Raw genomic sequence first — 16,506 nt, 5'->3', positions numbered from 1 at the left:
TGATCTACAAGGCCATGGGCTTCCCGGAGAAGATGTTCACCGTGCTGTTCGCCATCGGCCGCCTGCCGGGCTGGATTGCCCAGTGGCGCGAAATGATCAAGGATCCGCAGACCAAGATCGGCCGCCCGCGCCAGTTGTACACGGGCGCCCAGGAGCGCCAGTACCCGGCCCGCTAAACACCCGAATAACGACGGCGGAGCCCCGCCTCAACGCCGAACGGCCCCTGGAACTATCCAGGGGCCGTCCGTTTTGCTTCAGGAGGGGATCATCGACGCGCTTAGCAGTAGCCAGACCTTGGCGGCAGGGGTTTATCGTAAGCGCGCATCGCCGCAGCGAGGAACGAGCGGAGGTGGCTAAGCGCGTCGATGAACCCCAGCCGACTATGGAGGTCTAGCTGGCGTAGCCGTTGGGGTTGTTCTTCTGCCAGCGCCAGTGGTCCTCGCACATCTGCTCCAGCGTCTTCACGGCGGACCAACCGAGCTCCGCCAGCGCGGCCGAGGGATCGGCGTAGCTGACGGCGGCGTCGCCGGGGCGCCGGTCGGTCAGCTCGTAGGGGATCTCGAACCCTGCGGCCTTGCCGAACGCGGCGAGGACCTCCAGCACGGAGGATCCCTTGCCTGTACCCAGGTTCCAGCGGCGCACTCCGGACCGCTGCGCGATGAAGTCCAGCGCGGCCAAATGGCCGGCGGCCAGGTCCATCACGTGGATATAGTCGCGCACGCCGGTGCCATCCGGCGTCGGGTAATCGCTGCCGAACACCCGGACCTTGTCCCGGCGGCCCACGGCCACCTGGGCCACGAACGGCAGCAGGTTGTTCGGTACGCCGGTCGGATCTTCGCCGATCCGACCGGACTCATGGGCGCCGACCGGATTGAAATAGCGCAGCAGCGCCACATGCCAGCGCGGGTCGGAGGCACCCAGATCGGACAGGATGTCTTCGATCTGCTCCTTGGTCCTGCCGTAGGGGTTAATCGCGTCCAGCGGCAATTTTTCGGTTAACGGGACTTCCTCGGTGGAACCGTACACGGTGGCAGAGGAGCTGAAGACAATGGTGCGGACGTCGTGGGCATCCATCGCCCGGAGCAGGTTCAGCGTTCCGCCTACATTGTTGTGATAGTAGTGCAGCGGCTTCTCAACGGACTCGCCCACGGCCTTCAGCCCGGCGAAATGGATCACGGCGTCCACGGGTTCGGTCCCCAGCACGTGGTCCAACGCGGACTCATCCAGGAGATCGGCTTGGTAAAACCGTGCCTCCTTGCCTGATAGCTGCTTGACCCGGCGCAGCGATTCTTCACTGGAGTTAGCCAGGTTGTCGAGCACCACCACGTCATGGCCAGCGTCCAGCAGGGCGAGCGTGGTGTGCGAGCCGATGAAGCCGGTTCCTCCGGTGACCAGAATTCTCATGCCTATCAGCTTAGTAGCTGGCCCACGTTTCCCCGGCCGCGTCCGCTGCACGGCCTTGTGGAGGGGCTGGACGGCAAGGTCTAGAGTTGAGCTACCGGCAGCAGCGGAATCCCATGCGTAGACCGCAGCGGGAACATCTCGGCTGCCCTGCTCTCGCCGATACGAGCGAAAGGACGCGGACCGGATGCACCATACAGGTGGACCGGGGTGGCGGGTTACCGCCGACACCTCCGGGCACATGCTGCTGGCCCTGTATCTTCGAGACGTTGCCGGCCTTGCCGGAGCCGGATCGCCGGCGGTCTCCCCGGTGTTGCCCACCGTCCGCACCGCCGATCCACGCCAACTGACCGCGCACGTCGGCGGCCCCTCGGCGTTGCGGGGCGAGTGGGAGCGGTGGTGGGAGGACCTGGTCCGAGAGCGTCCGGGAAACGCCACCAAGCTCGCTCCGCCATCGTTCCCCGCCTTTGCCGACAGCCCGGCCCTGCAGCGGCTCCTCCAAGCCCACTTCGGCGCAGCGATGAGCTGGTCCCGAGCCAGGATGGCAGAGTATAAAAAGCTGGCGCAGGAGCGTGAAGCCAAGGGCAAATCGGGGCTGATCCGCGAACTGGTCCAGGACCGGGAGATGGAACTGGGGCGCGCGGCGCGGTCCTTCGAGTTGAAGTTGATCGAGCTGCCGCTGTGCGAGCCCCGCGCCTGGTTCGTGGAGCCGGACCGTATTTTGATGTCCCAGTCGCTGATGGACGACGAGACCACCTTCCGCAGCTACGTGCAGCCGATCGTTGAGCTGATGGTTTAGCTTCGCCTGTTTGTTCAGGCCTCGGTGCCCTGGGCCACGGTCATCACCACGTAGCCGGTGTCCGTATCGGCGGCGACCCACGCGCCGTCGTCGCGCTGCCAGCTCAAGCCCGCATAGGCAACCGATTCAAGGTCGAGCTGCTTCGCGGACGCGACCGCCCACTGGGCAACGGCCCATCCCCGCTGATCGGCGGCGGCCACCCGGAGTTCGCGTCCGGCGACGGCCATGTCCAAACCGGGATGCACCGCAGCCAGCTGCTCCAGCACCGCAGTCGGGTCGCCGGTCGTCTCGGCATCCTTGAGCACGCAGTTCAGGGCGGCAGGGGAGTGGCCGGTCAGTGCAGAAGCGAAGGCCTTGGCTTCGGCCTCATGGTCCGCGTAGGCCAGGGGATAGGCGCTGCGCTGTACCGTCTGCGCGGCGTCGGTCACCGGCATCGACTCATAGTCCGGAACCTTTTCGAGCACCTCGTAAAACTTGTTCGCCGCATACACCGGGTCCTGTACCTGTTCCTCGGTGCCCCAGCCTTGCGACGGCCGCTGCTGGAACAACCCGCGGGAGTCGGGGCCGGCCGTGTCGCCATAGTCAATATTGCGCAGCTTGGACTCCTGGATGGCCGTCGCCAGGGCAATCGACGCGGCCCGCGCAGGCAGCCCTCGTTCGATGGAGACTCCGGAGATCAGCGCGGCGTTCGCGGCCTGGTCCGGTGCCAGTTCAAAGGTGTCTGACCCAACGACGGCGGTGCAGCGCTCCCTGACCAAGGTTTGGTTCCGGTCAATGACGGTGGCGGCGAAGTAGACGGCGCCGCCGACCAGGGCCAGCAGGACGATCAGGCTGACCAGGCTTCGCCTCCGGCGTATGCGCGCTGCCCTGGACATGGCGGTGGCGTGAGAAGCTGCTAGTTGGCGTGCAGGACCGCGTTGAGCTCGACGCTCTGGCCCTTGCGCGGCAGGACTTCCACTGCGCCGGTGGTGGAGTTCCGGCGGAACAGAAGATTGGACAGGCCGGAAAGCTCCACGGCTTTGACCTGGCGGTGGTCCCCGCTGGCCACGTCGAGGAGGCGGACCCGGGTGCCGGCGGTAACGTACAGGCCGGCCTCGACAACGCAATCGTCGCCGATGCTGATGCCGACTCCGGAGTTGGCGCCCAGCAAGACACGCTCACCGATGCTGATCCGTTCCTTGCCGCCGCCGGAGAGCGTGCCCATGATTGAGGCGCCGCCGCCGACGTCGGACCCGTCCGCCACGATGACGCCCGCAGAGATGCGGCCTTCCACCATGGACGTGCCCAGCGTGCCGGCGTTGAAATTGACGAAACCTTCATGCATCACGGTGGTACCGGCGGCCAAATGCGCGCCCAGACGGACGCGGTCGGCATCAGCAATCCGCACGCCGGAAGGGACCACGTAGTCAACCATGCGGGGGAACTTGTCCACGCCGTACACAGTCACCTGCCCGCGGCGGCGCAGACGGCGGCGGACGGATTCGAAGCCCTCCACGGCGCACGGACCGAAATTGGTCCACACCACATTGGCCAGCTGGCCGAAGACGCCGTCCATGTTCAGCGAGTTGGGTTCGACCAGGCGATGGGAGAGCAGATGCAGGCGCAGGTAGGCGTCCGCGGTGTCCGCCGGAGGAGCATCCAAGTCAATGCTCCGGCTGAGCACCTCAAGATGGGTGCCGCGGTCGGCGTCGGCGCTGTCGGCGGCATCGGCCGCGAGGTCGTTTTCGGCATCCTGGCCGGCCGGCGGGGTACCCAACGCCGGGGCGGGATACCAGACATCCAAAACGGCCCCGGTGTCGGTGACGGTGGCCAGACCGGTGCCATAGGCGGTGCGGGGCGCGGTTACAGCCGTGGTGCTCTCAGTCATGGATTCAAGTCTACCGAGCGCGCCCGACGCATCGGGTACGTTGAGGGCACCGCGGGTCGGCTGGCTAAGCTGGGGAAGTGACTTCTACCATCGCCCTGGACCTGACCGCCGACGTCGCCGACCTGACCGCCGCGCTGATCGACATCAACAGCGTTTCCGGCAATGAAACGGTCCTGGCCGACGCCGTCGAGGACGCCCTGCGCACCCTGCCGCACCTGGACGTGGTCCGGGATGGCGACGCCATCGTGGCCCGCACGCAGCTGGGGCGGAAGGAGCGGGTCATCCTGGCCGGGCATCTGGACACCGTGCCGCTGCCCACCGCTGCCGGCTCCCGCGGTACCGTGCCGTCCACTTGGGACGGGACTGTGCTCTACGGGCGCGGTGCCACCGACATGAAGGGCGGCGTGGCCGTGCAACTGGCCTTGGCCGCCGAGCTCACCGCGCCGGGCCGTGACGTCACCTACGTGTTCTACGATCACGAGGAAGTTGAAGCTTCGCTGAGCGGGCTGGGCCGGTTGGCGCGCAACCACCCGCAGCTGCTGCAGGGCGACTTCGCCATCCTGCTGGAACCAACCGACGGAACCGTGGAGGGCGGCTGTAACGGCACCGCCCGCTTCGAGGTCGGCACCGTCGGACAGGCAGCGCATTCCGCACGCGCGTGGATGGGGATCAACGCCATCCACGCCGCCGCGGAGATCCTGGTCCGGCTCCGCGACCATGAACCGGCCACCGTGACGGTGGACGGGCTGGAGTACCGCGAGAGCCTGAACGCGGTGAAGATCAATGGCGGCACGGCCGGCAACGTCATCCCGGATGGCACCACGGTGGAAATCAACTACCGGTTCGCCCCCGATAAGTCGCCGGAGGACGCCGAGCTGTATGTACGCAACCTGCTGGATGGCTTCACCGTGGTGCGCACCGATGCTGCGGCCGGGGCGCGCCCCGGCCTGAACCACCCGGCCGCGGCCGACTTTGTTGCCGCCGTGGGTGCGGAGCCGAAACCCAAATACGGCTGGACCGACGTCGCACGCTTTAGCGAGCTGGGCATTCCGGCGGTCAACTTCGGCCCGGGCGATGCGCTGCTGGCCCACACCGACAACGAACATGTGCCAGCGGAGGCCATCCGTGAATGCCTGGCGGCGCTGCGACGCTGGCTGGCGGACTGACATTCTGGCAGGATCCGTCGGGTCCGGCCGCGGACTTATCCGGCCGGCGACGCAACGGAGGAGGGGAGGATGCGCTGGCATCCTCCCCTCCTCTTTCGCCGCTTGGCAGCGGATTTCACACCTTGACGGCCATTGGTTGGGTTGTGAGCGGCTCCGTCTTGCCGGACGTCCGGCTGCTCAGGAACCGGGACAGCCAATTGGCAACCCAGGACAAGGTGAAATTCACGATGATGAACAGCACGGCGGCGACGGTCAGCGCCTGCAGGATCGGACCGGCGGAACCGTAGATCTGCAGAGACCTCAGCAGTTCCGAGAAGGAGATGATGTAACCGAGCGCGGAGTCCTTCAAGATCACTACGAACTGGCTGACCAACGCCGGCAGCATCGCCACCAGTGCCTGCGGCAGTTCGATGTTCCGCAAGGACTGGCTGCGGGTCATACCGATGGCCATCCCCGCCTCGCGCTGACCCTTGGGCAGGCCGAACACACCCGAACGGACCAGTTCAGCGATGACCGATCCGTTGTACAAGGTCAAAGCCACCACGACGGCGTAGAACGGAATGTCTGCGGGGGTGCCGATCTGCAACTGTCCAAACAACAGGTAAAAGAAAATCATCATCAGCAGCACGGGGACTGCCCGCAGGAATTCAACGATCACGCCGCAGAGCCAGCGGACCGTGGCGTTGGAGGCGAGCCGGCCTACGCCGAAGAGCAGCCCGAAGACCACCGAGGTGACGATGGCAACGGCGGCGGCCTTAAAGGTATTAATCAGGCCCGGCAGAATGGTGAACTGCCAGACTTCGGCCGTCAGGAAGGGGGACCACAACTCGGGTGCCAGTTGTCCCTTGTCGTTGAGGGCCTTCAACACGAAGAATGCGGCACCCAGGAAAATCAAGACCCCGAAGATGTTGGTTAGCATGATCCGCGCACGGGCCTTGGGACCGGGTGCGTCGAAGAGGACGCTTTGCCTGATGCTCATCGGGTCACCGCCAGTTTCGTCGAGAGCCACGTGGTCAGTAGGCCGATCGGTATCACGATAAGCACGAAGCCGGCGGCGAAGGTGGCGAAAATGGCCAAAATGACATCCGGTCGGAATTCGATCATGGTCTTCATCAGACCGGCGGCTTCGGGGACCGACGCGGCCGCTGCCACCGTGGTGTTCTTGGTCAGGGCGATGAGCGTGTTGCCGAGAGGAGCTATGGCGCCCCGGAACGCCTGCGGCAGGATGATCATCCGCGCCGCCGGCAGGAAGCTTAAGCCGATAGCGCGTGCTGCTTCGGCCTGGCCCAGCGGCACGGTGTTGACACCGCTGCGGATCGCTTCGCACACGAAGGCGGCGTGGTAGACGGACAAGCCGACAACCGCCCAGAGGAAGAAGTTGAAGTCGAAGTCGCTCGAGAGATTAAGCTGCAACTGGAACACCAGGACCAAGATGCAAAAAGTCATGATGATGGTCAACGGCGTGTTACGGAAGACGTTGACGTACGCTGCACCGGCCCAGCGGAAGCTGGGTACGGGGGAGATGCGCATCAAGGCCAGCACGGTGCCTAGGACTGCGGACGCCAGCGCTGCCCAGAACGTGAGCTGGATATTGACCCAGAAGGCTGCGACGACGTCATAGCTCTCCAGCGCCGTCAGGAAGCTCTGGAAATACTCGGACAAACTGTCCATCCCCTTTCGGTGGGAAGAGGCAAGTCACGCTGTGGGGCGGGAGATCCCCGCCCCACAGTGGCTATTGCTAGGCGCAGGATTCGCCCGGCTTCGGCGGGTTCAGTTCCTTGTTGTAGCTGTAATCCACACCCTCGGTGTTCTTCTTCAAAGCTTCTTCCCAGGCTCCGTCTTCGATCATCTTGTTGATCGCCGCGTTGATATCGGCGCACTTGTCGGTGCCCTTCGGCAGACCGACGCCGTAGTTCTCCTCCGAGAACGGGTTCCCGACCACCTTGTACTTGCCGGCGTTGTTCGGCTGCGCTGCCAGACCGGCCAGGATGATGTCGTCCGTGGTCACGGCGTCGATCTGGCCGCCCTGCATGGCGGTGACGCATTCTGCGTAGCTGGGCCGCTCGACCAGGTTTACCTTGGCGGCGTGCTCATCCTTGATCCGCTGGGCGGAGGTGGAGCCGGTGACCGAGCAGAGGTTCTTGCCGTTGAGCGAGTCAGGGCCGGTGATGGAGTTGTCATCCGCGCGGACCAGCAGGTCCTGGCCGGCCACGAAGTACGGACCCGCGAAGTCGACGGTCTTCTTGCGCTCGTCGGTGATGGAGTAGGTTGCGAAGATCATGTCCACCTGCTTGTTGGCGAGCATGTTCTCCCGGTTGGCCGAGGGCGACTCGACGAACTCAATGTTGTCCTCCGAGTAGCCCAGTTCCTTGGCCACGTACTTGGCGACATCCACGTCGAAGCCGCTGAACTTGCCGCCCGAGGAAAAGCCCAGGCCGGGCTGGTCGTACTTGATGCCGATGCGGACCTTTTCGCCACCGCCGGTACCGCCGGAGGCCTCGCCGCCGCCGCCGCCGCCATTGCTGCCGCTGCCGCCGCCGCAGGCGGACAGCACGAGCGCGGCTCCGGCTGCCATGGCAGCCATTCCATAACGAATCTTTCGCATGTTTTCTCCTTGCGTTATCGGCCCTCTTCAGTGAAGAGCCAGGTGTGTCAGGGGTTAGTGTTCGAGAATCTTGCCTAGGAAGTCCTTGGCCCGGTCGCTCCTCGGGTTGGTGAAGAATTCTTCCGGCGTGGACTGTTCCACGATCTTGCCGTCAGCCATGAAGATCACCCGGTCCGCCGCCTTGCGCGCGAAGCCCATCTCGTGTGTCACCACGATCATGGTCATGCCTTCCTTGGCCAACTGCACCATGGTGTCCAGCACTTCGTTGATCATTTCCGGGTCCAGCGCCGAGGTGGGCTCGTCGAAAAGCATCACCTTCGGTCTCATTGCCAGCGCCCGGGCAATCGCCACGCGCTGTTGCTGTCCGCCGGAGAGCTGCGCCGGCAGCTTTTGCGACTGATTGGCCACGCCCACCCGCTCCAGAAGGCTCATCGCCAGTTCCTTGGCCTCGGACGGCTTCATCCCCTTGACCTTGATCGGGCCCAGAGTCACGTTCTCCAGAATCGATTTGTGGGCAAAGAGGTTGAAGGACTGGAAGACCATGCCGACGTCGGCGCGCAGTTTGGCGAGCGCCTTGCCCTCGGCCGGTAGCTTGTTGCCGTCGATGAGGATCTCGCCGTCGTCGATGGTTTCCAATCGGTTGATGGCCCGGCAGAGCGTTGACTTCCCGGAACCGGACGGTCCGATGACGACCACCACTTCGCCCTTGGTGACCTCCAGGTTGATGTCCTGCAGCACGTGGAGGGCGCCGAAGTGCTTATTGACGTTCTTCAAGGAGACCAGCGGCTGGCCCAACGCGGGGGCAGACGTGGCTCCGGTTGCCGCCGCCGGAGCAGCAGGCGGCGTTTCACTGTGCGATTCGTCACTGGTCATGAAACGAATCTAGCGAAAGATTCCCTTCAAGCAATGCATTCAGGCCCGGACGGTCGGAATCGTGATTTAAGAGCAACCTGCCCATCGGCGGCCTAGGACGCCGAGTCGTCAGCCGAATCGATGGAAAAACCGCCCCGGATGGCCGCCGAATCTGTAGCCTTGGGAAATGACAAACCAGCAAGACGTTCCGCTGCCGTCCCAACTCCCCGGCGCTCCGAAGGTCCGTTTCAAGGGACCGGTGGAACTTCGGCGCGGCCAGGCGGACATCCCGCAGGCCGATCAGTATCTGTTGGACACCAAGGACCGGGCGGAATTCACGCATACGGATCCTTGGCGCGTGCTGCGGATCCAGAGTGAGTTCGTGGAAGGCTTCGGCACCCTGGCCGATCTTGGCCCGGCGATCAGCGTCTTCGGCTCCGCCCGCACCAAGTCGGGCAGCAAGCATTACGCTATCGCGGAAGAGATTGGCCGTTTGCTGGTCCGGCAGAACTTCGCCGTCATCACCGGCGGCGGGCCCGGTTCGATGGAAGCGGCCAACAAGGGGGCCAGCGAGGCCGGTGGCGTGTCCGTGGGACTGGGCATCGAGCTGCCGTTTGAGCAAGGGCTGAACAACTGGGTGGATCTGGGCATCAATTTCCGGTACTTCTTTGCCCGCAAGACCATGTTCGTCAAGTATGCCCAGGGGTTCATCGTGCTGCCCGGAGGACTCGGCACCTTGGACGAACTGTTCGAGGCCATGGTGCTGGTCCAGACGAAGAAGGTGACAACCTTCCCGATTGTCCTGGTCGGTACCGCTTTCTGGTCGCCGCTGATCGACTGGATCCGCAACACCCTGCTGACCGAAGCAATGATCGCGGAGGTGGACCTGGACCTGATCAGCGTGGTGGACACGGCCGAGGAAGCAGTCCAACAGATCGTCTCCGGGTTGTCTGCCCGCACCGGATTCTAAGCCAGCGGTACAAGCACTCTGGCACGATGGTCCTGTGAGCGTATTTCTGGTTTTCCTTGCCATCGCCGTCGCCGGCGCGGCTGCTGTTGCCGCGTCCGGACGCTGGGGGCGGAAGAAGGCTGCCGCCGACGATGACGCCGGCAACGGCTGGGAAGTCGGGCATGTGGCCGCCCTCCACGGACTCAGCGAGCACGAGGCGCGGCTGCCGGCGGTACTGTTGCCTGAACATCCGCGCGCCGAAGACCTGGACAGCCTGCGGTTTTCCACGGCTTTGCGGGGCTACCGGATGGACCAAGTGGACGAAGTGCTGGAGGTCCTGCGGGCCGAACTGGGGGCCAAGGAGCGCCTGATCCGGCAGCTGAGCCAGAAACAGCCACAGCACGACGGCGGGGCCCGCCCGGTGCAGGAACGGTGACTCGCGTGCAGGACCGTCTTCCGCGGGTGCGGGTGCTGCGGGAGGCCGTGAACGCCGAGCTTTACTTCTGGCGCCGACGGATCGCCGGCTGGCCGTGGTGGATTCAGGTCACGCTGCTCTACGCCTTGTCCCGGCTGTATTCACTGGTGGTGTTCCTCGCGGTGGCCCGGCAGCAGGGCCAGAATCCGTGGACCGACGCACACCCGGACTATCTTTCCTTCATCGGCATCTGGGACAGTGCCTGGTACCGGCAGGTCTATCTGGAAGGCTATCCGGCGGAAATTCCGCGCGGCCTGGATGGGCGGGCCGTGGAGAACCAATGGGCGTTCTACGCCCTCTTCCCCGGCATTGTACGTGGCCTGGCCGCAGCCACCGGACTGGGTTGGCAGGTGTTGGCCCCGCTGGTGGCCACCATCGCCGGCTTTGCGGCTGTACTGGTGATCTACAAGCTCTTCCGGCGGTACGCACCGCACGGGACCGCACTGTGGGCCGTGGCGTTTGTGGGGGTCTTTCCGGTTTCGCCGATCCTCCAGGTGCCGTACGCGGAGTCATTGAACCTGGCGCTGCTGGCGGCGGCGCTGTTGCTGCTGGTGCAGCGGAGGTACCTGCTGGCGATTCCGGTAGTGGTGCTGATGTGCCTGTCCCGGCCGGTGGGCGTGCCGTTCGCGGCGCTCGCCGGCCTGCACCTGCTGTGGCGGATCAAGCAGCGCCGCACGGACCCGCTGGATACCCGGGAGTTCCTCCGCGCAGCTGCGCTGGCCCTGGTCAGTTGTGCCGCCGCCGTTGCCTGGCCGGTGTTGGCCTGGTCGGTCACCGGGGAGCCGACCGCCTACACGGACACGGAGACGGCCTGGCGGGGCGAGGACCTGGTCCTGTTCAGGCCGTGGTTCGACATGGGCGTGCACTTGTTCGGGCCGGTGGGCGGAATGATGGCGCCCCTGTTGCTGGTCGCCGTGGCGGCATGGTTCTTGTGCAGTGCACCGGCCCGGAGCATTGGTGCTGATCTGAGGCTGTGGTGCGTCTGCTATCTGGGCTACCTGCTGGCCTTCCTGCACCCGCAGACCAGCACGTTCCGGCTGATGCTTCCGCTGTTCCCGCTGGCCCTGGCAGCGGCCTTCGCGTCCCGCAGCCGGGCCTACCGAATCTGCTTGGCGGTGATGTTCCTGGCAGGGCAGATTGTGTGGGTCGCCTGGCTCTGGTCCTGGTCGCAATTGCCCGGTGGCGGGGACTATCCGCCGTAGCGGCAGGGCGGTGTCCGCCGCACCACGCGGGGACGGAATTAGCACCCGGTTGTGATGTACGCGATAATAGATAGTGGTTGGACATGGCGGCTACGCAAATGAAGGCCGTTGATGTGAGGTTGGAGGGCAGAGCGATCACGGATCGGACTGCCCCATGGCGGAAGGGAATTCCCAGATGGCTGCGATGAAACCGCGTACCGGTGACGGTCCGATGGAAGTAACCAAGGAGGGGCGCAGCCTCATCCTGCGGGTTCCCATCGACGGCGGCGGGCGTCTGGTGCTGGAACTCAACGCCGAAGAAGCCGGCAACCTCAAAGACTGCCTGCTGGGCGTCACCAGCGACGTGGCGAGCTAGGAACCGTTTGCTGTGAGCCGCGTTCCTGCCAACGCAGCGGAACACACCGCCCACAACCTGGAGTCGACCCTCGTAAACCCTCCGATGGCGCTGGTCCAGGCACACCCCCCGCTCGGTCGGGGAGCATCGCCGGTCCGGGGCGCCGACGGCGTCACGGTTGTTGCCGTGCCGATTGCCGCGGACGACGGCAGCGCTGGGCGGGCCACGCCACAGCCGCGCCACGGCGCGGGCGAAGCGGCGGCGGACTTCGGCGTCGACGTTGTGGCCTTGGCTGAGGTCCACGGGATCTCCGGCAAGGCCGGCGACGTGCTGGCCGTGCCGGCCCCGCCGCAGTCTCAGGGGCTGCCCCCGCGTTTGGTCCTGATAGGCCTGGGCAGCGGCAGTCCCACGGAGTTGCGCAAGGCCGGAGCCGCCTTGGCACGGGCGACAATGGGCACCGAGAGAGTGCGCACCACCGCCGTCGACAGTCTGCCCGCAGAGCTGCAGCAGGCGTTTATCGAGGGCTTCCTGCTCGGGGGTTACCGGCCCCCGCGGGCCGGTGCCTCAGCCGCGCCGAAGCCGATGGCGGCGGTGTTGGAAGTCAGCGGCTTGGCGGACGGGACGGCCGCCACGGCCGCCGCCGGTGCCCGGGCCACCTGGCTGGCTCGAAACCTGGCGAACATGCCTTCAAACGTGAAGAACCCGGAGTGGATGGCCAGTCAGGCCACCCGGCTCGCTGGGGCCAGCGGCTTGAGCATCCACGTCTGGGACGAGCAGCAGCTGGCTGCGGAGGGCTTCGGGGGACTGCTGGCCGTGGGCTCGGCCTCCCCGACTCCGCCCAGGCTGGTGCAGCTGGACTACACGCCGGCACGCGCCGGCAAGGACACCAAGCACATCGTGATCGTGGGTAAGGGCATTACCTTCGACACCGGCGGACTGTCGCTCAAGCCGCGCGAATCCATGGTTCCGATGAAAACCGATATGGCGGCCGCCGGCGTCGTCATGGCTGTGCTGGCCGCCGCTGCCGAGCTGGGGGTGCAGCACCGCGTCACCGGACTGCTCGCCTTGGCCGAGAACTCCATCGGCGCCGGTTCCTACCGCCCGGGCGACGTGGTGACCGTGTACGACGGCACCACGGTGGAGATCGGCAACACGGACGCTGAAGGCCGCATGGTGCTGGCCGACGGACTCGCCTACGCCACGGCGCGGCTGCAGCCGGACGTTTTGGTGGATGTCGCTACTCTCACCGGTGCCGCGTCCATGGGTCTGGGCAAGCAGTATGCAGCGCTCTACGGAACGCAGCCGGGCCTGCTGCGTGCCTTCGAAGCCGCCGGCGAGGCAACCGGGGAGCGGGTCTGGCACATGCCCCTGGACGAGGTGGCCGCCGAGTACGGCTTCGCGCTGGAGTCCGGCATTGCCGACATCTCCCACATCGCCTCGCAGAAGTCGAAGGTCGGCGGCGGATCGATCACCGCGGCGCTCTTCCTGCGCGAGTTCGTGGGCGCGACTCCGTGGATCCACCTGGACATCGCCGGTCCGGCCCGTGCCGACTCCGATCAGGCTGAAATCACCAAGGGCGCCACCGGCTACGGTGCCCGGCTGCTCTTGTCCTTCCTGCGCTCCTACCAGGGCTAGGCCGGCGCGCCCTCGCCAAACCGCGGGTGGGCAGGGCGCCGCCGGAGCCGTCAGCGTTTGACGGCCAGCAGCAGCCCGTCGCCGGTGGGCAGGATGGTGGACACTAGCTGGTCGTTCTCGCGGATAGCCTTGCCGACCTTGCGCAGCGTGGTGGTGGACTCTTCGCGGATGGCCGGGTCCGAGACCCGGTCGTGGTCCAGGGCGTCGTTGACAATCAGCATGCCGCCGCGCTTGAGCAGCCGGACTGCTTGCTCCACGTACTGCGGGTAGGAGGGCTTGTCGGCATCGACAAAGACCAGGTCATAGGCGTTGTCCGTCAGCCGCGGCAGCACGTCCGCCGCGCGGCCGGAGATGGTGCGGGTGCGGTTGCCGGGGATCCCGGCATCAACAAAAGCCTGGCGCGCGGCCCGCAGGTGGTCGACATCCGCGTCGATGGTGGTCAGCACCGCGGCGGGGGGCAGCCCGCGCAGCAAGCAGACTCCGGAGACGCCGGCGCCGGAACCGATTTCGACCACGGTTTGCGCTTTGGTGCCGGCGGCGAGGACAGTAAGGGCCGCGCCGACACCGGGTCCCACGGCTGCCACGCCCAGCTCATAGGATCGTTCCCGGGCCCGCAGCAAGACGTCATCCTCGGCGGGAAGCCCCTCCGTGTAGGACCAACTCGTCTGCTTGTCGGCGCTCATGGATCATCGCTTTCTCTTCAGGTTCTTCAGGGGGAACGGCCAGGGGCCGCAGTGCCAAGCCTACTGCCAGAAATAGCCGGATTTCCGCGCATGCGGCGGGAACCAGGGCCGTGGTCGGCAAAAGGAGCGCAATGCCGCTGACGTTGGCGGGGTTCGCGCAGCTTGTTTACAGAATTCTCCCAGTTTTCTGGGCCAAGATGGTTACCCGGGACGCCGTTAGCCAGACCGGGAGCAAGCGCGCCGCCATCGCGGACATCAGGTACGGTGGGCGGCATGTGGGGCGGGCCGTGGAAGGGGCACACACTACGATGACGAAGCTACAGGGCGCCGCGCCGGATGCAGCGGCCGGCCACGACCAGTGGGTTGCCCCGACCTGGGAAGAAGTGGTCCGCAACCACTCTGCAAAGGTCTACCGGCTGGCGTTCCGGCTGACGGGCAACCGGTACGACGCAGAGGACCTCACGCAAGAAGTTTTCGTCCGGGTCTTCCGGTCGCTGGATAACTTCAAGCCCGGCACGCTGGACGGCTGGCTCCACCGGATCACCACCAACCTCTTCCTGGACCAGGCCCGGCGCAAGAGCCGGATCCGCTTCGACGGACTCAGCGACGACGCCGAGGCCCGGCTGCCCGGCAAGGACCCCGGGCCCGAGCGCAGCTTCGAATTCAACAACCTGGACATCGATGTCCAGACCGCATTGGAAGAGCTGCCCCCGGACTTCCGCGCCGCCGTCGTGCTCTGCGATCTGGAGGGGTTGTCCTACGAGGAGGTTTCCGCAGCCTTGGACGTCAAGCTGGGAACTGTCCGCTCGCGCATCCACCGCGGCAGGACCATGCTTCGGGAAAAGCTCGCGCACCGGGATCCGGGCGGCAAGCGTCCGCGCCTGAAACTGCCCCGGATCGTCGGAGCCCACTGATCGTTGCAATGCTCCACCCGGACAAAGAACTGGCGGAGTATCTGGACGGTGAACTTTCCGATGATCGCCGACCTGCCCTCGAACGCCACCTCAAACGCTGCAAGCGCTGCCGCCGCAGCGTGGATGAGTACCGCGCCATTCAGGAGAGGCTTCGCTCCCTGGACGTGCCGCCCCCTGGCGAGGATCTGACCGCCCGCATCCTGCGCTGCAACCAGCCTGACGGCCCGGCAGCCGAGGTCAAGCCGGCCGGAATGCGGACCCCCGGGGGCATTCCCGCCGAAGCCGCGTCGTTGATCGATCGGTCCGGCGCGCCTGCTGACCGGTCCGACTCCGCGGTTCGTGGCGCCGATGTCCAACCGGCCGCCGCAGAATCCCCTGTCGCCGACACGGCTCCCGCGGGCAAACGGCCCGCGCGCGTGGTGGTCGTTGTGGGCGGCGTCATCGCTGGCTGCGCCGTCGTGGCGTTGTCCGCAGCTTACGTGCTGGGCGGCGAGGCACAGACCGCAGCCTCGGGTCCGGCCCCCGGGCTGGCCTGGGCCCCGATGTCCGCGAATGCAGCCGTCGCTCGGCCGGTTGCCTTGGATAGCGCGGGACTGGAAGCACTGCGCCGCAGCGGCTGGACCTGCCCGCTGCTGCTAGGACTTGGCTACCACTTGCACAGCGCGGAACAGTTGCTCGTGGGCGGCCAACCGGCCGTCCGGCTCGACCTGAGCGATGACAACCACCGGGTTGTCATCACCGAACAGCGGCATATGGACGCCAGCGGATCGGGTACGGCACGTGCCACGCCGCCGCTGAACGCCGCCACGGGGCATCCCGTGACCATGGATGGCTTCCAGGAAGCAGCCGGCCTGGATCGCGCGGTCTGGGTGCGCGGTGGCGAGGAGTGGACCGTAGTCCTCGACTCCGAGGACGTGACCTATACCTTGCGGTCCGACCTTCCGCTGGCTGAGATGCCGGACACCGTCAGCCAACTGGTCCTGATGGAGAACTCGCGTTTGGAGCTGCCCCCTCCGGCTCCGGCTGACGACCCGCTCAGCCGCATCATCCGTGGGCTGGGGATGATGGTCAGCCCGCCGTCGTCCGGTTAATCCGCAGCGGGGACGGGCGGAACGTCACGGGACCACACTCAAGACGGGATACAGCACCAAAGTGGCTGACCGGTCCAACGAACGGGTAATCTTCAATCGTGTTTGGAATCAACGGCTCAGAACTGATCATCTTGGCAATCCTTGCCGTGGTGATCCTCGGTCCTGAGCGGTTGCCCGAATATGCCGCCCAGTTGGCCCGGTTCGTCAAACAGCTGAAAACGATGGCCGCCGGCGCCAAGGAACAGCTGCGTGAAGAAGTCGGCGACGACATTGTGGACATGGACTGGCGGAAGCTGGATCCGCGGCAATACGACCCCCGCCGGATTATCAAAGAAGCCTTGTTGGACGACGACGACGATGCGCCGCGGCCGGCACCGGCGGCACCTGCAGTGGCCGCGGCTGCCGCAACGGCGGCCGGCACCGCAGTGTCCACCGGCTCACGGGCGCCGGGACGCCCGGCACCCAAGCCGGCAGCACAGCTGGCGGCGGGCGAACCCGCGCCGTTTGATTCCGAGGCGACCTGAGCTAGGGGC

At 65.9% G+C, this 16,506-nt stretch carries 19 protein-coding genes; 11 read left to right on the top strand and 8 right to left on the bottom strand.

Features of this window, described 5'->3' with window-relative positions:
- A partial coding sequence (locus AC5RWT_RS09135; RefSeq protein WP_494079985.1) for a citrate/2-methylcitrate synthase occupies positions 1 to 176 on the top strand: 176 nt, incomplete at its 5' end.
- A gap of 214 nt (positions 177 to 390) precedes the next feature.
- On the opposite strand, the gene galE is transcribed toward AC5RWT_RS09135, so the two are convergent.
- On the bottom strand, positions 391 to 1,404 hold the full coding sequence (gene galE / locus AC5RWT_RS09130; protein ID WP_494045497.1) for a UDP-glucose 4-epimerase GalE: 1,014 nt from the start codon (positions 1,402 to 1,404) through the stop codon (positions 391 to 393).
- 184 nt (positions 1,405 to 1,588) lie between these two features.
- On the opposite strand from galE, the gene AC5RWT_RS09125 reads away from it, so the two are divergent.
- Positions 1,589 to 2,200: a hypothetical protein gene (locus AC5RWT_RS09125; RefSeq protein ID WP_494079982.1), complete on the top strand. Its 612-nt coding sequence runs from the start codon at positions 1,589 to 1,591 to the stop codon at positions 2,198 to 2,200.
- A gap of 14 nt (positions 2,201 to 2,214) precedes the next feature.
- On the opposite strand, the gene AC5RWT_RS09120 is transcribed toward AC5RWT_RS09125, so the two are convergent.
- Positions 2,215 to 3,075 (bottom strand): hypothetical protein, encoded by an 861-nt coding sequence (locus AC5RWT_RS09120; protein WP_494079981.1) that lies wholly within the window; start codon positions 3,073 to 3,075, stop codon positions 2,215 to 2,217.
- A 20-nt stretch (positions 3,076 to 3,095) separates the two neighbouring features.
- Complete coding sequence (gene dapD / locus AC5RWT_RS09115; protein ID WP_494079980.1) at positions 3,096 to 4,067, bottom strand: 2,3,4,5-tetrahydropyridine-2,6-dicarboxylate N-succinyltransferase; 972 nt, start codon at positions 4,065 to 4,067, stop codon at positions 3,096 to 3,098.
- A 77-nt stretch (positions 4,068 to 4,144) separates the two neighbouring features.
- Here dapD and dapE point away from each other — a divergent pair, with 77 nt between their 5' ends.
- Positions 4,145 to 5,233, top strand: a complete 1,089-nt coding sequence (dapE, locus tag AC5RWT_RS09110; RefSeq protein WP_494079979.1) for a succinyl-diaminopimelate desuccinylase — start codon at positions 4,145 to 4,147, stop codon at positions 5,231 to 5,233.
- Positions 5,234 to 5,348: 115 nt separating this feature from the next.
- Here the strand turns inward: dapE and AC5RWT_RS09105 are convergent, their stop codons facing one another.
- The 4 genes from AC5RWT_RS09105 to AC5RWT_RS09090 form a co-directional block, all read right to left on the bottom strand.
- On the bottom strand, positions 5,349 to 6,242 hold the full coding sequence (locus tag AC5RWT_RS09105; RefSeq protein ID WP_494079978.1) for an amino acid ABC transporter permease: 894 nt from the start codon (positions 6,240 to 6,242) through the stop codon (positions 5,349 to 5,351).
- Positions 6,209 to 6,904, bottom strand: a complete 696-nt coding sequence (locus AC5RWT_RS09100; RefSeq protein WP_494045503.1) for an amino acid ABC transporter permease — start codon at positions 6,902 to 6,904, stop codon at positions 6,209 to 6,211. Before AC5RWT_RS09100 ends, AC5RWT_RS09105 begins: the two co-directional genes overlap by 34 nt.
- Positions 6,905 to 6,971: 67 nt before the next feature.
- Entirely contained in the window at positions 6,972 to 7,838 is an 867-nt protein-coding gene (locus AC5RWT_RS09095) for a glutamate ABC transporter substrate-binding protein (RefSeq protein ID WP_494079977.1), read from the bottom strand.
- Between the two features lie 54 nt (positions 7,839 to 7,892).
- The gene (locus AC5RWT_RS09090; RefSeq protein ID WP_494045505.1) at positions 7,893 to 8,711 is read right to left on the bottom strand and encodes an amino acid ABC transporter ATP-binding protein; all 819 of its coding nucleotides are present in this window, start codon (positions 8,709 to 8,711) and stop codon (positions 7,893 to 7,895) included.
- Positions 8,712 to 8,877: 166 nt separating this feature from the next.
- On the opposite strand from AC5RWT_RS09090, the gene AC5RWT_RS09085 reads away from it, so the two are divergent.
- The 5 genes from AC5RWT_RS09085 (at position 8,878) to AC5RWT_RS09065 (ending at position 13,285) form a co-directional block, all read left to right on the top strand.
- Positions 8,878 to 9,660 carry an LOG family protein gene (locus AC5RWT_RS09085; protein WP_494045506.1) on the top strand — a complete coding sequence of 261 codons (783 nt, stop codon included), beginning with the start codon at positions 8,878 to 8,880 and terminating at the stop codon, positions 9,658 to 9,660.
- 34 nt (positions 9,661 to 9,694) lie between these two features.
- A complete protein-coding gene (locus AC5RWT_RS09080) occupies positions 9,695 to 10,075 on the top strand; it encodes a DivIVA domain-containing protein (RefSeq protein ID WP_494045507.1) in 381 nt (126 codons plus the stop codon).
- Complete coding sequence (locus AC5RWT_RS09075) at positions 10,072 to 11,316, top strand: hypothetical protein (protein WP_494079976.1); 1,245 nt, start codon at positions 10,072 to 10,074, stop codon at positions 11,314 to 11,316. The genes AC5RWT_RS09080 and AC5RWT_RS09075 overlap by 4 nt, the downstream gene beginning before the upstream one ends.
- A 175-nt stretch (positions 11,317 to 11,491) precedes the next feature.
- The gene (locus AC5RWT_RS09070) at positions 11,492 to 11,671 is read left to right on the top strand and encodes a DUF3117 domain-containing protein (protein ID WP_127511285.1); all 180 of its coding nucleotides are present in this window, start codon (positions 11,492 to 11,494) and stop codon (positions 11,669 to 11,671) included.
- A gap of 12 nt (positions 11,672 to 11,683) precedes the next feature.
- Complete coding sequence (locus AC5RWT_RS09065; protein ID WP_494079975.1) at positions 11,684 to 13,285, top strand: leucyl aminopeptidase family protein; 1,602 nt, start codon at positions 11,684 to 11,686, stop codon at positions 13,283 to 13,285.
- A 50-nt stretch (positions 13,286 to 13,335) separates the two neighbouring features.
- Here AC5RWT_RS09065 and AC5RWT_RS09060 read toward each other — a convergent pair whose 3' ends face one another.
- Positions 13,336 to 13,968, bottom strand: a complete 633-nt coding sequence (locus AC5RWT_RS09060) for an O-methyltransferase (RefSeq protein ID WP_494045510.1) — start codon at positions 13,966 to 13,968, stop codon at positions 13,336 to 13,338.
- A gap of 308 nt (positions 13,969 to 14,276) precedes the next feature.
- Here AC5RWT_RS09060 and sigE point away from each other — a divergent pair, with 308 nt between their 5' ends.
- From sigE to AC5RWT_RS09045, 3 genes are all read left to right on the top strand, one after another.
- Positions 14,277 to 14,882: an RNA polymerase sigma factor SigE gene (gene sigE / locus AC5RWT_RS09055; protein WP_494045511.1), complete on the top strand. Its 606-nt coding sequence runs from the start codon at positions 14,277 to 14,279 to the stop codon at positions 14,880 to 14,882.
- Positions 14,883 to 14,890: 8 nt separating this feature from the next.
- Entirely contained in the window at positions 14,891 to 15,973 is a 1,083-nt protein-coding gene (locus AC5RWT_RS09050) for an anti-sigma factor family protein (protein ID WP_494045512.1), read from the top strand.
- A 98-nt stretch (positions 15,974 to 16,071) separates the two neighbouring features.
- Complete coding sequence (locus AC5RWT_RS09045) at positions 16,072 to 16,497, top strand: twin-arginine translocase TatA/TatE family subunit (RefSeq protein ID WP_494045513.1); 426 nt, start codon at positions 16,072 to 16,074, stop codon at positions 16,495 to 16,497.
- Positions 16,498 to 16,506: the final 9 nt, after the last annotated feature.

This window comes from Arthrobacter sp. Dra40, from assembly GCF_059091905.1.
Note: the sequence above shows the minus strand (reverse complement) of the source record. Positions and strands in the feature narration are given on the sequence as shown.